Genomic DNA, 14,374 nt, shown 5'->3' with positions numbered 1-14,374 from the left:
CTCAACACACAACAGTCTTCTGTCATCCCACCCAAACAACCACCACCGTCACCCCGGCCAAAGAGCCTCTAACGTTATCCCGGCCAAAGAGCCGGGAACCACTCACAGCCTGCACAGCAGGTCGGTTTTTTTATGCCCAATTCATACTCAACCCCAAACTTTAAAACCATGATTAAAATTTAACTTGTTTCGAATCGTAAGTTACGACTATAATCTCACAACGTTCGAAACGAAACTTATAACTAATATAAAACCACGATGACCAAACGCAATACACAACAACGCAGACATACAATCCTTGCCATGGTGAATTCTCAGGGCGAAGTCAGCGTAGAGGCGTTAGCCAGTGAATTTGCCACATCAGAAGTTACGATTCGAAAGGATTTAACCGCTTTGGAAAAAAGCGGCCTGTTGCTGCGTCGCTACGGTGGTGCGGTGGCGCTGCCACAAGAGATAGTCGCCAAAGGCGATGATGAGCGCGATACGCTACGTAAAGTGGCAATTGCCAGAGCGGCAGCTACATTGATTAAAGATCATCACCGCATCATCATCGACAGTGGTCGCACAACGGCGGCGATGATCCCGGAGCTGGCGCAAAAGCGCGGGCTGGTGGTGATGACCAATGCCATTAATATTGCCAACCGCTTGTTGGCACTGGAAAACGAGCCAACCTTATTGATGACCGGTGGCACCTGGGACCCGCATTCGGAGTCTTTTCAGGGGCAGGTTGCCGAGCAAGTTTTGCGCTCCTATGATTTTGATACCTTGTTCATCGGTGCCGATGGCATTGATGTGGCAAGGGGGACCACCACGTTTAACGAGCTGGTGGGGCTTAGCCAGGTCATGGCTGAAGCGGCCCGTGACGTGGTTGTGCTGGTCGAATCTGAAAAGATAGGCCGCAGAATACCGAATTTAGAATTGCCCTGGGATCAGGTCACGACCTTGATCACCGACAACAACCTGGCTGCTGATTTGCGCCAGGCGATCGAGGCCCGTGGCGTGCAGTTGATCTGTGCAGAGGTAGAGTGACAACACACAAAGTGCAAATAATGGAGAATTTATGTGTGGAATAGTTGGTGCGGTAGCAGAACGTCCTGTTAACCGTATTTTGATCGAAGGTCTAAAGCGTCTTGAATACCGTGGATACGATTCAGCGGGTGTAGCATTAAGCAATGCAGGTACCCTGAATACGGTTAAGGCAGTAGGCAAAGTGGCGAACCTGGAAGCGGCTTTAGCAGAAGCTGGTGTTAGCGGTCATACGGGTATTGCGCACACACGCTGGGCAACACATGGTGGTGTAACTGAAGTAAACGCTCACCCACATATCTCTAATGAAGAGATCGCACTGGTACACAACGGCATCATCGAAAACCACGAGTCACTGCGTTCAGTATTAAAAGACGACGGCTATACGTTTGTGTCTGACACAGATACCGAAGTCATGGTGCACCTGATCCACCAACTGCGTCAGCAGCACACCTCTTTATTGGACTCAGTTAAAGCGGCAGTAAAGCAGCTGGAAGGTGCCTACGGCACTGTGGTATTCGACAAAGCCAACGACAACGAAATCATCGTTGCCCGTTCAGGCAGCCCACTGGTGATCGGTCTGGGTCTGGGTGAAAACTTCATCGCTTCTGATCAGCTGGCCCTGCTTGCGGTTACACGCAACTTTATCTTCTTAGAAGAAGGCGATGTGGCACGCATCACTCGCGAAACAGTCGAAATTTACGACATCAACGGCGAACCGGTTGAGCGCGAAGTGGTTGAATCCAACATTTCTCAGGACGTGTCGGGCAAAGGCGAATACCGCCACTACATGCTCAAAGAAATCTACGAGCAGCCAATGGCCGTGCGTAATACGCTGGAAGGGCGTTTAGACGGCGACAAAGTCTCAGTAGACGCATTTGGCGATCAGGCAAACCAGATCTTCAAAGACGTTAAGCACGTTCAGATCATTGCCTGTGGTACCTCTTACCACTCAGGCATGGTGGCGCGTTACTGGCTTGAGCAATACGCAGGCGTAAGCTGTAATGTCGAAATCGCCTCTGAATTCCGCTATCGTGAGTCGTTCGTGCACGAAAACAGCCTACTTGTGACCATTTCTCAGTCTGGTGAAACGGCCGATACCCTGGCGGCACTGCGCCTGGCAAAAGAGCAGGGTTACATGGCCTCTATGACCATTTGTAACGTCCCGGGCTCGTCACTGGTACGCGAATCCGATCTGGCCTTTATGACCAAAGCCGGTGCCGAGATTGGTGTTGCGTCAACTAAAGCGTTTACCACGCAATTAGTGGGTTTATTGATGCTAACTGCGTCAATCGCACAGGAAAAAGGCCGTGACCAGAGCGTGATCGTGAACGCCATCAAGACCCTGCCAAACAAGCTGGAAGAGTCACTGAACATGGCTGAAGGCATCGAAGCACTGGCAGAAGAATTCGCCGACAAGCATCATTCACTGTTCCTGGGTCGTGGTTCACAGTACCCAATCGCAATGGAAGGCGCGCTTAAGCTTAAAGAAATCTCGTACATTCACGCTGAAGCTTACGCCGCAGGCGAGCTGAAGCACGGCCCACTGGCTCTGATCGACGCCGACATGCCGATCATCGTCGTCGCGCCAAACAACGAGCTGCTTGAAAAGCTGAAGTCAAACGTCGAAGAAGTCCGTGCCCGCGGCGGCATCATCTACGTCTTCGCAGACAAAGACTCCAACTTCGCATCAGACGACACCATGCGTGTAATGAACGTAAACCACGTAGAAGACATCATTGCACCAGTTGTCTATACAATCCCGTTACAGCTGCTTTCGTACTACGTTGCCGTGATCAAAGGCACCGACGTCGACCAGCCACGTAACCTGGCTAAGTCAGTGACCGTAGAGTAAGTTGGGTTAGGTTGATTGAACGAAAAAAGGCGCGAAAGCGCCTTTTTTAGTGTGTGTACAACAAAGTTTCACCTCATGCAATAAAGTATCCCACTGGTTGTTATCAAAGAAACAATTGAGACCCAAATTTCTCATGGATTTCATGTCTATTTTTCAACGCAAGCCTATATTCCTCTCTCTTTTCACTTAGATGCTCGGTATAGTCAATATCCCATCCAATTAAGAGATATGAAGCGGTTGCCAACCTGGACTCAATTTTTATTTGTCCACTAGACATGTTGTAGTCCAATTCTATTGGTTTCGTTTTTTCGGCAAGCCTAGGGTGAGGTGTTAAAATAAGCGTCACTTTTGTGTTCCATGCTTCGTCTTCAGCTTTTAGCTCATGAGTTTGGGCTTTGCTAAAGTCGCTATTTGTAATATCAATGATTCGATTTATTACAAAGTCACTAAACCTTTGCTTTTCTCGATCCCAAGCTCTGCAATGCCATCTCATTCCTGTATTAACAAGTGTGTGAGGAATTATGCATTTTGAACTTTTTCCTGTCGTTGTCGAATAATACTGAATTCCTATTGGCTGTTTGTTATGTATTGCTCTAGTTATGGATGCGAGCGTATCTAGGTTTGGAGAGCCCAGTATAGATGATTCACAGATACCTAGAGGCGAATCAACAGCTTCAAAATCACCAAACCCAAAACTAAGAGTTGATAAACACTTGTCAACAGAAGGAGTTGTCAACAGTGAGAAGCTATCAGCTTTTAAATAAGCTCTTTCACTCGGTTTATAGATAAGGTTATGTGGTGCTATTTCATTATAAAGCCTGAAATCACGTGTTGCCGCAGGAGCGCTAATTCCGAATCTATCGCTTAGATCTTTCCGGCCTATTCTTCCTAAAAGAAACACATGAAAGTCAATGAATGAGAGCCTCTCTTTTACTTGTGGAGCTATCTCTTCTAGGTGTTTGTTCATTTTCTGTGCACGACTCTGTTTTATTACATAGTAATCAAAATAAAGCATATGAGAATATAAATCAATGTGATCATTTGTGTTGACATGATCATAATGATCAGTATATATTTTGTTCTAAGCTGGTCCTTTGGTCTGTTGAAGGTCTAATTAGGTACTCGAATGGATTGTCGAAAACCTAAGGTAGGAGTTTGGGTTTTGATGATGCAGTCAGGTTCTATCAACCCCTTTGATCTCATTGGAGATTAGTTATGACATCTAGATATGAAATATTCATTGGAAGTAATAATCAGTATTACTTTCGACTGGTAGCCCAACTAATGAAATCATACTTGAGAGTGAAGGGTATGTTAGCTCTCAAGGAGCAGATAAAGGTATAGCATCTTGTCGCATAAATAACTCCTTTGAAAGCAACTACCAGCGGCTATCATCTAGAATAAATCAGCCATATTTTGTTCTTAAAACTGGGAATCAAAAAGTTATAGGTGTGAGTCAGGTGTACTCTTCAGTTCAAGCTATGGAGACAGGAGTTGACGCTGTTAAGCGGTATGGCCCTAAAGCTTTATTAATAAAAAGAGCAAGCTAGTTAGTATTTAAACGATGGAAAGCAGGCCACTACTTTGCTTCAACTGTATTAATTAAGTGTTTGTTAGGTAAGAGATTTTAATGAGAATCGTCCAAACTACTACTAATGACTATTACAGAATTTTCGGGTCATACAAAGGGGTATTTTCGTATAAGTCATGGTTGACTTGGTTTGTTGTAGTGTCTATGTCCTCATTTTGTATTTCTATCTTTTGGCTTGTAGGTGTGTTCAAGCTTGAAAGTTACTTTGGGTATTGCAACGTAGGCGATGGGATGCAGAAAGCAGTAGCCTTAAGTTTGGCATTAATTACACTTTTCAGTTGGTTAAAGGTTTCATTCCGAAAAGATGACTTGGTCCGTCAGCGCGCGCACTCAGTGATCGATACAGAGGAGAGCACGCTTTGGAAGTTGGAAAAACTTTGGCTGGAAAAGTACCTACCTTACAAGCAATCGGAATACCTCGCGTTAGCTGAGCAGATAGATAAATCGATATATTTACGCGAAAAATATAAATGTGCTGGAAGCTTAAGTGGCAAAGATTTCTTAGAGCTTATTTTCTCTAATGAGTCTAAACCAAGGGTTTTAGCTATGCTTCTTATGAGCTTTGCTAGTGTAATAACTCTTTCAATTAGGAGTGGTGCAGATATAAACACAGTTTTCAAATTTTACGACAATGTTTCTTGGGAAGAGCTTGCAATGATTTTCCTGTTTTTTCCCATTATTTTTTATGTTGCTTTTCTAGAAGTAAAGTTTGTCGTAGTTATGCTGCTACTGGGGTTAGAACGAGTTTTCGAGAGGGGAGGTGGTCGTAGTGCGTTTAGTCGAAGGAAAACCAAAATCTTTATAAATGTACTAGTGAGGCTCTTTGCATTTGAAAAACCTAGAGTAAAGTTGACTAGAAAGTGATGAGCAAGCCCTCCTGACAATGAAGTTTAGTCTAACTCTTTAAAATCAATAAATATTCTTCTGATAGATGAAGGCGATGAAGATCGCCACAGTTAGAAGCGGTGAGTAAACAAGTTGTGAAGGCTGGTAGGTAGCGTATGAATCAATACCGTGACACAAACATGTTTGGATTTGAGACTTTCACTTTTAATTGTTATACATTCATTTGGAGCTTCGATGTGAGTGGAATGTTATTGATGATAAGCATAAGTAAATGGGGAGGGGTCGAGCCTTCCATTGGATACGATACGTATTGGAAGTTTGCCTGCGAAAGACAAAAAGTTTTTTGGGAAAAGCTGAAAGGTTGTAATTCTAGCCTCACAAACGACGAAATATTAAAACAGTATAAATTCACAAACCCTTATCGTGCATGTGATCGCGTGAGCCAATTTTTGATTCGAGATGTTATATATTCTGATACTTTTACTCACGAAGATACGTTCTTAAGAGTTATTTTATTTAAGCTTTTCAATAAAGTAGAAACATGGAAGTTGCTTGAGTCTAAGTTTGGCGTGATAAGTGTTGACACATTTGACGCCAAAGCTTTTGCTTGTTTCCTTGATGAACAAATGCATAAAGGAATTAAGATTTATTCTAATGCTTATATGATGGCTTCCGGATGTAAAGAATTTAACGTTACTAGGAAGCATCAAGCACACCTCTTATTAGTCAAAAAGATGTTAAATGAACACCTACCTATGAAGGTGCATAACTCTGAATCAATGGAAGAAGCCTACAAGTTATTGTTAGCTTACCCAATGATTGGCAAATTTTTAGCGTATCAGTATGTAACTGATCTAAATTACAGTGAAATTACGGACTTTTCTGAAAGTGAGTTTACGGTCCCTGGGCCTGGAGCTAAAGATGGGATTAAAAAATGCTTCATATCGACTGGCAATTACACCGACTCAGACATTATTAAAATTATGGCTGAGAGGCAAGAATATGAGTTCGAAAGACTGGGGTTAGAATTTTATAACTTAGGGGGAAGGAAACTCCAATATATTGATACACAAAATCTATTTTGTGAAACAGATAAATATTGTCGAGTTGCACACCCTGAGCTAAGTGGTGTGTCAGGTAGACAAAAAATTAAACAAAAATACCGCCCGACTCGAGAGCAAATTCAATTTACATTTCCTCCCAAATGGGGAATCAACATGGAGAGTATATATGGATCTAGACAAATATCAGGAGTTTGCACTTAGCACAGCTCAATTCGATATTACTACTGAGCAAGCTAGGACTATTTGCTTACTTGGGCTTTCGGGCGAGGTTGGGGAATTAACTACAGAGTTTAAGAAAAAGCTTCGCGATGGGGATGGGTACCATTTTTACCGAAATAAAGTGACTGAAGAACTTGGAGATATCCTTTGGTATTTAGCTGTAATTTCTTCAATAGAGAAGACTTCTTTAAATGAAATAGCTGCCATTAATTTGGATAAAGTCCGAGAAAGATGGGAAGAAACCTCTCTTAGAAAGTCTACTCCAGACTCTTTGAGCTTTGATTTTTGTAGACCTGATGGCGAAAAACTGCCACGGCAATTTCATTTGGAGTTTTTTGAATCAAAGAATGATGAGACTGGAAAGTCATTTATAAATGTGAAGCTGGATGGAGAGGCGTTTGGGAACCCATTAAGAGATAACTCTTATGGCGAAGACTATTACAGATACCATGATGTTTTCCATTTTGCATACGCTGTAGTTTTAGGTTGGTCGCCTGTTGTAAGAAAGCTATTAAAGTGCAAAAGGGTTACTGATCAAGTCATTGATGAAGTAGAAGATGGAGGCCGGGCATGGGTTATTGATGAAGCAATATCTGCATTGGTATTCGAACATGCAAAAAAGCACGGCTTTTATGAAAATGTAGAGACTGTCGAATTTTCTATCCTGAAGCTGATTAAGGATTTAACTGGGCATTTAGAAGTAAAAGTCCGAACGTATAAGCAGTGGGAAGAATCAATCTTATTAGGTTTTAAGGTCTGGAGGGAGCTTAGGGAGCATAGAGTTGGGACTGTATTTTGTGATTTAGACGCTAGGGATATGAGCTTTACTGCATGCAATAGATAAGTTCACTTGGTTTTACTTAAGTAATTAATTGAAGGAATTATATGACGAAGAAAATCCGAAATGTTTTTGTGAGCCATCACCACAAGGATGATGCAAGTGTGGACGGCATTGCGAGAATTTTAGCTGGTAAGCAGTTTAACATTCGAAATAGCTCAATTAGGGCTAAGCCAGAAAATCAAGAAAGATTGACTAAGAAACGGGTTAGTGACGAAACGATTAAAAGGCTGCTACGTATGAAAATGAGGTGGGCGAGCCAATTAATAGTTGTGGTTGGTAAAGAAACTTATCAACGAGAGTGGGTTAACTGGGAGATTGAGCTGGCGCATAAAATGGGAAAGCCTATTATTGGTGTTTACGAGTCAGGTCTTACGGGTAAGGTGCCCCTTCCTGAACAGTTACAAAATTACGGTACGTCCGTTGTTCCTTGGAGGAGCGATTCAATTATTAAAGCTATTGAAGGGAAAAGTCAATTTGAGAACCCAGATGGAAGCCCCTCCGAGAGAATAGCAGGAGGGAATATTGTATGCTAATTGAGCAGAATTCTAAGCTATTTATATATCCGGCATCAAGGGATTTAGGGTTTGCTCCCAATCCATTTCATGGAATTTGTACATTAGCAACTTGTAAGCCTAATATTCGCAAGAGAGCTAAGGTTAACGATTGGGTAATTGGCTTGGCAGGCGCAAGTATCAAGGGACTTAAACATAAATGTATATTTATCATGAAAATAACCGAGAAAGTAACTTTTCAAGAGTATTGGGAGGATCCTAGATTTGAATTGAAGAAGCCAGTAAGGAATGGTAGTAAAGTTCAGGTACTCGGAGACAATATATACCATAGAAATAGAAGTGGAAAATGGGTTCAAGAAGACTCTCATCACAGTAACGTTGATGGAAGTATGCATCTGGGGAATCTGCAAAGAGATACTGGACGAACCGAAGATGTTTTGATTTCTGAGTGTTTTATTTATTACGGTAGCAAGGCTCTGCAGATCGATTTAGATAGGTTAGATTATGGAAGGATAAGGGATTATAAGGTAGTGGATTTGAATGATAATATATATGCGAAAGATTTAATTCATAAGATCTTTAGTAATAAAGATTATGTTAACTTTGTATTGGGGGACCCGTGTCACTTTAATTTATTTGAAAGTCGAGTCGATCAGGATTCTGGGAGGTATTCATAACCATGAAAGAAGGATATAATAAGCTGGCGCTGATGGGTGTTTCTGGTTCAGGTAAGGATTATTTGGCAAAGCATCTAATAAATTCATATTGCTTTAAAAGGTTTTCTTTTAGTGATCAGCTTAAAAAACTGGCTAACTTAATCTATCCGTGGCTCGAAACAGATTACCCTCCCATTAAAAAGGAGGTGCCCTTAAAATTGGTGCTAAACACAGGTGAAGAGATAAAAACAACACCAAGGAAAGTTTGGCTTCATTTAAATATGCTGAGGGATATCGAAAATTTGATTTTTATTCGTATGCTCGGTGATGAAATAGATAATTATTTAAAACAGCAGTCCTTTGGCGCGAGCAACAGCCACTTTCATGAAAGGGTGTTGATTTCAGACGTGCGATCGGGCGAGGAGTTTAGGTGGTGTAAAGACCATGGGTTCAAAGTAGTATATATTGAGCCGAGTAAAAAAGTTTATCAAGACTATGAAATTGACAGGTTTATTAAAGAAAACGCAAAGTTTGCCGATTTTACTTTTATCAATAAGTTTGACGGGCTAGGAAGTTTCAAAGATTTTATACAACATCTATTTACATAATTCTGAGTTACCGATAGTGAGGAGTATCAGTTGATGCAAAAATCTTCAGGGAATACGTATGAGTTGATAAACATAGGGATTGATCTGGATACCTGCATATTTAGTGTTGATGTATCACTGTGGATTTTACCTATTTTTGCTGTTATTGGCTTAATTATGTGGCTGGTCAGCTGTCGGCTGAAACGCTATAAGTTGGTCAAACTAAATATTCCATTGGGTAAAATAGGTAAAGCTGAATTTGCTCCAAATGATCGAGATATTCAAATTGCGCATCGGATATGGACTGAGCTAGTGACAAGAAAGGCTGCGATTCCAATTGATCCTGACAATGATGTTATAATAGAGGTGTATGACTCTTGGTATAACTTGTTTACAAAAGTGAGGGAGCTTATCGCTGATATTCCTTCAGACTTACTGAGAAATGAAGCTAGCACCAAAGAGTTAGTAAGGATATCCACCGCAACTCTTAATGAAGGACTCCGGCCGCACTTGACTAAGTGGCAAGCCCGTTTTAGAAATTGGTATTCGACAGAGTCAGAGAAGCTTAAGAATCTAACGCCCCAAGAGTTACAAAAGCAATATCCTGAGTTTAGTGAGTTAGTGAGTGATCTGTCAGTGCTAAATTCACAGCTTATACAATATGCAGTGGAGTTAAAGAAAATAGTTGATGGTAATAGTAAATAGTTACAACTGAAAAGCATTACTTGTCACTTTAGCAAAGTGGTTTAAAACTCTACAATAGGAGCTGAACTAGGGGAAAGCATGCTTCGTTAATGATCACAGTCAAAGATAATTTCTGGCCTGAATTGATCATCAAAGCTAGCTTGAAAACACTTGCCACGTATGTAATCTACACGGTCTATGTGCATCGTACCCAAATTGCGAATATCCCCTCTGAATATAGCCATATTTCTCGCCGAAATCGACTCGCAGATATGACAAGGATTTCCCTTAACTAAGACTTCTAACACCCAAGACTGTAGATTTTCTTTTGTCACTTAACGAACGATTGCCACCTTCAAGTCTCTGACTATTTATACCGAACGCGGGTTTTGCTCTAAAGACAAAGTAGGTGAGGGGCTGCGGCAGTATATATAAACCGTCGCTTTGCGTGATTTTCGCTGCTGGATTTCCGAGTTTTACGCGCAAGAAAGCCGCTCAGGCTGAAAAGCTATTGTGAGCGGTTTTTTGTATCTATGAGTCAGTGTCTTGTGTCGGGTTACGTCATTTCACTCTGAACGTTAAAGCTGGCATAAAACGTCTGTGCTTACTTCACACTCACCCCATCAAAACTCTCCATCAAAACACGCCATTATCATTTTGAATATCGCCACCGCTGAAAAGTGAGTATATACGCATGGACAGATCCAGGGCCTGGATTGAGTCCCAGTGTTCTACAATGCGGCCGTCTTCGATGCGCCAGGTGTCGATGATGTTCATGCCTTTCTGGTCATTGCCACGGTGATCTTTATCCAGTGTGGCATGAGAGTGAAAAATCACGAAGTCGCCGTCTGTGTAGATGTGTTTTACGTCGTAGCTGTAGTCCGGGTAGCTCTCAACAAATTCCTGTAAGAAGCCGACCAGACCGGGGATTTTATCCGGTAAGTTGCGGTTGTGCTGCACGTAGGCACTGTCGTTGTAGTGTGCCAGTACATAGTCAAAGTTGTGGTCGTTCATCAGGTTTTGTACAAAGTCGGTGACCAGACGGGCATTGCTTAATTCCTGCTCGCTCCAGTTTGGTTTTTTTAACTGATCAAACTGGATTTTAGGGGCGTCTTTGCCAGCGGCCAAAGTGACGGTGCTGATCAGTAAAAGTAATGCTGCGCTTAGGGTTTTCAACATGGGGTGCTCCTCAGTTGTAATTTAGGGCTCAAGTCTCATCTGGTAACCATGGTAATTAATAGTAACCACCTTTGCAAGAAGGCACAAATTGCTTACCAGGGCACTTTTTGGTAACCCATGTCCTGATATTTTGTTCATGGCGTGACTTTGGGCTGGTGCACAACGTGTTCATTAGATGGCATCGTCATTCGGGGTGTTACAGCCGGGCTGTCTGTGTGAGTGTTTAGTGATTTTGCTTACAGTGTACGCCACTGATATTCGCTCTGTCTGGTAAAGCTTTGCTTGTTCCGGATATCAGATTCGTATGTTTAGTCACTGCACCCTCACAATTTAGGTGCAGGCACCTTCACAGGTATAGCAACAGAGCGTCTCGTTATTGATGTTTTGTGTGTGTTGGTTCGGATTGCGCGTTAATTATCTGGGGGAGGATAGCACCTCGATAAACTGAAAAAGTAGCAGGGTATCGAGGTTTTAAGCGCTTATGTTGCCAAGACTATTTACTAACTTACTGAAAATATTTGAAAGAAAAAGTTCGAACGGGCCCATTCAAACGACTTACCGACTCTTTCTTTGCATTGTATGACCTCACCTGTTTACGGTTAATAACATTCAATGCGAGGAAGACAATGCAAAACGTTCAGCACACACCTACATCCTGGGATGCCCGATTTTTTCTGATTGCCGGTGGTTTTATGTTAATCAACACCCTGTGTTTATGGGCGCGTCATTTTTCCGGATATCAGCTGTCCATTTTGTGGCCCGCGATCCCGGCGATTATCGGGCTCGCATCCAGTGTCCTGGGGTTGTATAAACTGCACCCTCGAATTGTGTCGAGAGCGCCGAAACTGGCAAAGTGGGGCGCGGGGTTTGCACTGGCGGCTTTGCTGGCACTGAGTATTGGGGCCTGCTGGGTCATTGCCAGCGCAGTGCTGGGCGATGCCACCAGAGGCGTTGGCATGCAGGCGCTGATAGGTCTGTTTATGGTTGCGATGGTAGGTGCCTTTATTTGCAATGCGCTTGCCTGTCTGCGGGACTCTGCATCACGCACCCTGGGCGTGGCGTTGTTGGTCCCGGTGGCTTGCTGGGGCCTGATGATAGTGGTTGGCGTGATATTCGGGCCAGAAGTTGGGTTAGCGCTGGACTTTTATACCAACGGCTTACTTGGCGCAGCATTTTTAACGGCCGGTATCACACTCAAAGGGCAGACCGATAAGGCGGCGTGTGACGCACCTAATGTCGCGACCTGAGCTTCGTTGCACTGGCGTGCATAGCAGGTGCTGCGGCTTTCCTTTATGCTGTGTATTTGCTATTAATAGTCGGGTAAACAAATGGTTTTTAAAGCTTTTTAATCCGGCATCCCAGCCAGTTGCAATGGAGAGTCAGTGATGCAGCAGGTCGATCCGCTCAGTCTGTTTATTTCACATCTGAGCCCCCGGTGTGAGGTGTTTTCCCATATTCAGCTCAGCGCGCCATGGGGCATTGCAGAGCAAAAGCAGGATGTGTGCTGCTTCAGTTATGTCAAAGCCGGATACTGTGTGGTGGAACTGGACTCTGGTCAATCAGTATCGCTGCGCGCCGGGCAGCTGTTGCTCCTGCCCTATGGCACTGCGCATAAGCTCATGAGTGCCTCCGGCGTGCATTGTGTCAGTAGTCAGATATTGTTTTCATCGCACTTATCAGGTTTGGCGCAACACCCGGTGTTGGGTGGTGCAGGCGCGTCCTGTGAGATGATGTGTGGTTGTTTTGTGTTTGCGCCCATTCAGTACTGGGGCGGCGACGGGCTGAGTAATGCATTGCCCGAGCTGATTGTGCTGCAGGCCCCCGAACAGAGCAAACTGGCCACCCTGTTAAGCTGGATTTATGAGGAAAACGCCACGCCTGCGGCGGGACAGCACCTGGCGCAAAAAGGGCTGCTGGAGTTACTGCTGCTGGAAGTGCTGAGGCACTTAGATACCGCAGAGATTTTTCCGGGCTGGTTACAAGCGTTGCACGATCGGGCACTGGCTCCGGTCATACTGGCCATTCAGGCACAGGCGAAAAAAGACTGGTGTATTGATGAGCTGGCGCGGCTTGCCGCGATGTCTAAATCTGCCTTTTCTGCACGCTTTAAGCAAGTGACCGGACTGTCTCCGCTTAGTTTTGTGCGCCAGTGGCGCTGTCAGGTGGCGGCCACTTTGCTGGTCTCGGGCAACCTGCCCCTAAAATCCATTGCCGCCGCAGTGGGGTTTCAGTCGGCAGACGTGTTGATCCGCAATTTCCGCCAGTTTCATCATATGACGCCACGGCAATTTCGCAAAACCCATCAGGTCATCCAATCAAATTGACGTCGAAAATCGACAAAAAATGGCGCTTTATCGACATAAAATCCTTCATCTTAGCCACGCGGTAGCGAGTTGGATATCAATCAGGGTAGGCTGCTGACACGCTTTTAATCTTAATGGAGTAAATCATGAGTATCAGTCATTCCGTATTTGTGACGGGCGGCACGGGTAATATCGGCAGTGCGATAGTGCAGGAGTTGATAGCGCACAGCTATCAGGTAAAGGGGTTGTGCAAAACGGCGCAAAGTGCCCACAAAGCCACGCAACTGGGGGCAACCGCTGTGATGGGCTCACTATGCGAACCGCAGTCCTGGCTCAGTACACTGGCAGACTGTCGGGCCATTATTCATACCGCGTGTACCTTTGATGCTCAAATGGGCGAAACCGATGCGGCACTTATGCGGGCGATTGCAGATCAAGCGATGACACGCAGCACCCCGCTGATTGTGATTTATACCGCGGGGTGCTGGACCTATGGCAGCCATGATGCGGTGATCACTGAAACTACGCCAAAGTATTCAGTGGCTGATTTTCGGTGGATGCTGGATAACCAGGCCTGGTTGCGGGACAAAGAAAACATCGACTTACGTGTTGTCAGCCCTGCCAATGTGGTACGTGAGGAAGAGCACTATTTACCGCCGATCCTGAGTTGGGAATTACAACGCTGTGGCCATCCTGTGCTACCTCAGGGCGAAGCGCAAACCTGGTCGCTGGTTGAGCGTAAAAACCTGGCAGAGTTATATCGGCTGGTACTCGAACGAGGTAAATCGGGGGAAGAATACATTGGCTCTGCGGAGCACCGTGCTCCGCTGGCAAGCTTATTACGGCAGCTGTCTGAGCAGCCGATTGAATGTGGGCAGGCGGCGTTGTGGGCAGAGCAATATGGTAGCTGGACAGAAGGCTATGCACTGCAGCAGGTATTCTCAAGTGAAAAGGCCATGCGGGAATTGGGCTGGCAACCGAGGTTGTTTTTACCTCCGAGTGTGTGATCGG

15 protein-coding genes are annotated in these 14,374 nt (G+C 44.3%); 13 read left to right on the top strand and 2 right to left on the bottom strand.

Going from position 1 to position 14,374, the window contains the following annotated elements; translation table 11 throughout:
- Positions 1 to 258: 258 nt before the first annotated feature.
- Both QNM19_RS21425 and glmS read left to right on the top strand, forming a co-directional pair.
- The gene (locus tag QNM19_RS21425) at positions 259 to 1,029 is read left to right on the top strand and encodes a DeoR/GlpR family DNA-binding transcription regulator (RefSeq protein WP_010384921.1); all 771 of its coding nucleotides are present in this window, start codon (positions 259 to 261) and stop codon (positions 1,027 to 1,029) included.
- Between the two features lie 31 nt (positions 1,030 to 1,060).
- A complete protein-coding gene (gene glmS / locus QNM19_RS21420; protein WP_049863861.1) occupies positions 1,061 to 2,881 on the top strand; it encodes a glutamine--fructose-6-phosphate transaminase (isomerizing) in 1,821 nt (606 codons plus the stop codon).
- Between the two features lie 103 nt (positions 2,882 to 2,984).
- Here glmS and QNM19_RS21415 read toward each other — a convergent pair whose 3' ends face one another.
- Positions 2,985 to 3,848 carry a WYL domain-containing protein gene (locus QNM19_RS21415; RefSeq protein ID WP_197094250.1) on the bottom strand — a complete coding sequence of 288 codons (864 nt, stop codon included), beginning with the start codon at positions 3,846 to 3,848 and terminating at the stop codon, positions 2,985 to 2,987.
- Between the two features lie 322 nt (positions 3,849 to 4,170).
- Between QNM19_RS21415 and QNM19_RS24465 the strand changes: the two genes are divergently transcribed.
- The 8 genes from QNM19_RS24465 to QNM19_RS21380 all read left to right on the top strand — a co-directional run bounded on the left by QNM19_RS24465 (position 4,171) and on the right by QNM19_RS21380 (position 9,902).
- Positions 4,171 to 4,431 carry a YegP family protein gene (locus QNM19_RS24465; protein ID WP_082225380.1) on the top strand — a complete coding sequence of 87 codons (261 nt, stop codon included), beginning with the start codon at positions 4,171 to 4,173 and terminating at the stop codon, positions 4,429 to 4,431.
- Between the two features lie 272 nt (positions 4,432 to 4,703).
- Positions 4,704 to 5,336: a hypothetical protein gene (locus QNM19_RS21410; RefSeq protein WP_156202212.1), complete on the top strand. Its 633-nt coding sequence runs from the start codon at positions 4,704 to 4,706 to the stop codon at positions 5,334 to 5,336.
- A 137-nt stretch (positions 5,337 to 5,473) separates the two neighbouring features.
- A complete protein-coding gene (locus QNM19_RS21405; RefSeq protein ID WP_284027188.1) occupies positions 5,474 to 6,583 on the top strand; it encodes a nucleotide kinase domain-containing protein in 1,110 nt (369 codons plus the stop codon).
- Positions 6,549 to 7,445 carry a nucleoside triphosphate pyrophosphohydrolase family protein gene (locus tag QNM19_RS21400; RefSeq protein WP_049863864.1) on the top strand — a complete coding sequence of 299 codons (897 nt, stop codon included), beginning with the start codon at positions 6,549 to 6,551 and terminating at the stop codon, positions 7,443 to 7,445. The genes QNM19_RS21405 and QNM19_RS21400 overlap by 35 nt, the downstream gene beginning before the upstream one ends.
- 41 nt (positions 7,446 to 7,486) lie before the next feature.
- Positions 7,487 to 7,975 carry a TIR domain-containing protein gene (locus QNM19_RS21395; RefSeq protein WP_197094252.1) on the top strand — a complete coding sequence of 163 codons (489 nt, stop codon included), beginning with the start codon at positions 7,487 to 7,489 and terminating at the stop codon, positions 7,973 to 7,975.
- Entirely contained in the window at positions 7,969 to 8,631 is a 663-nt protein-coding gene (locus QNM19_RS21390; RefSeq protein ID WP_284027187.1) for an Nmad2 family putative nucleotide modification protein, read from the top strand. Before QNM19_RS21395 ends, QNM19_RS21390 begins: the two co-directional genes overlap by 7 nt.
- Before the next feature lie 2 nt (positions 8,632 to 8,633).
- A complete protein-coding gene (locus tag QNM19_RS21385; protein WP_284027186.1) occupies positions 8,634 to 9,218 on the top strand; it encodes a hypothetical protein in 585 nt (194 codons plus the stop codon).
- Between the two features lie 33 nt (positions 9,219 to 9,251).
- Positions 9,252 to 9,902 (top strand): hypothetical protein, encoded by a 651-nt coding sequence (locus tag QNM19_RS21380; RefSeq protein ID WP_049863866.1) that lies wholly within the window; start codon positions 9,252 to 9,254, stop codon positions 9,900 to 9,902.
- A 615-nt stretch (positions 9,903 to 10,517) separates the two neighbouring features.
- On the opposite strand, the gene QNM19_RS21375 is transcribed toward QNM19_RS21380, so the two are convergent.
- Complete coding sequence (locus QNM19_RS21375; RefSeq protein ID WP_049863867.1) at positions 10,518 to 11,060, bottom strand: nuclear transport factor 2 family protein; 543 nt, start codon at positions 11,058 to 11,060, stop codon at positions 10,518 to 10,520.
- A 626-nt stretch (positions 11,061 to 11,686) separates the two neighbouring features.
- Here QNM19_RS21375 and QNM19_RS21370 point away from each other — a divergent pair.
- The 3 genes from QNM19_RS21370 to QNM19_RS21360 all read left to right on the top strand — a co-directional run bounded on the left by QNM19_RS21370 (position 11,687) and on the right by QNM19_RS21360 (position 14,370).
- Positions 11,687 to 12,307, top strand: a complete 621-nt coding sequence (locus QNM19_RS21370; RefSeq protein ID WP_049863868.1) for a hypothetical protein — start codon at positions 11,687 to 11,689, stop codon at positions 12,305 to 12,307.
- Positions 12,308 to 12,445: 138 nt separating this feature from the next.
- Positions 12,446 to 13,384, top strand: a complete 939-nt coding sequence (locus QNM19_RS21365; RefSeq protein ID WP_049863869.1) for an AraC family transcriptional regulator — start codon at positions 12,446 to 12,448, stop codon at positions 13,382 to 13,384.
- 125 nt (positions 13,385 to 13,509) lie between these two features.
- A complete protein-coding gene (locus QNM19_RS21360; protein ID WP_049863870.1) occupies positions 13,510 to 14,370 on the top strand; it encodes an NAD(P)H-binding protein in 861 nt (286 codons plus the stop codon).
- The last annotated feature ends 4 nt before the right edge of the window (positions 14,371 to 14,374 follow it).

It is taken from the genome of Pseudoalteromonas ardens (assembly GCF_030125445.1).
In the GTDB taxonomy this organism is placed as follows: domain Bacteria; phylum Pseudomonadota; class Gammaproteobacteria; order Enterobacterales; family Alteromonadaceae; genus Pseudoalteromonas; species Pseudoalteromonas ardens.
Note: the sequence above shows the minus strand (reverse complement) of the source record. Positions and strands in the feature narration are given on the sequence as shown.

Coding starts and splice junctions, on each gene's coding strand:
- glmS (WP_049863861.1), top strand. CDS start 1,061: ATGTGTGGAATAGTTGGTGCGGTAGCAGAACGTCCTGTTAACCGTATT.
- QNM19_RS21360 (WP_049863870.1), top strand. CDS start 13,510: ATGAGTATCAGTCATTCCGTATTTGTGACGGGCGGCACGGGTAATATC.
- QNM19_RS21400 (WP_049863864.1), top strand. CDS start 6,549: ATGGATCTAGACAAATATCAGGAGTTTGCACTTAGCACAGCTCAATTC.
- QNM19_RS21375 (WP_049863867.1), bottom strand. CDS start 11,060: ATGTTGAAAACCCTAAGCGCAGCATTACTTTTACTGATCAGCACCGTC.
- QNM19_RS21415 (WP_197094250.1), bottom strand. CDS start 3,848: ATGAACAAACACCTAGAAGAGATAGCTCCACAAGTAAAAGAGAGGCTC.
- QNM19_RS21425 (WP_010384921.1), top strand. CDS start 259: ATGACCAAACGCAATACACAACAACGCAGACATACAATCCTTGCCATG.
- QNM19_RS21365 (WP_049863869.1), top strand. CDS start 12,446: ATGCAGCAGGTCGATCCGCTCAGTCTGTTTATTTCACATCTGAGCCCC.
- QNM19_RS21395 (WP_197094252.1), top strand. CDS start 7,487: ATGACGAAGAAAATCCGAAATGTTTTTGTGAGCCATCACCACAAGGAT.
- QNM19_RS21370 (WP_049863868.1), top strand. CDS start 11,687: ATGCAAAACGTTCAGCACACACCTACATCCTGGGATGCCCGATTTTTT.
- QNM19_RS21385 (WP_284027186.1), top strand. CDS start 8,634: ATGAAAGAAGGATATAATAAGCTGGCGCTGATGGGTGTTTCTGGTTCA.
- QNM19_RS21410 (WP_156202212.1), top strand. CDS start 4,704: ATGCAGAAAGCAGTAGCCTTAAGTTTGGCATTAATTACACTTTTCAGT.
- QNM19_RS21405 (WP_284027188.1), top strand. CDS start 5,474: ATGAATCAATACCGTGACACAAACATGTTTGGATTTGAGACTTTCACT.
- QNM19_RS21380 (WP_049863866.1), top strand. CDS start 9,252: ATGCAAAAATCTTCAGGGAATACGTATGAGTTGATAAACATAGGGATT.
- QNM19_RS21390 (WP_284027187.1), top strand. CDS start 7,969: ATGCTAATTGAGCAGAATTCTAAGCTATTTATATATCCGGCATCAAGG.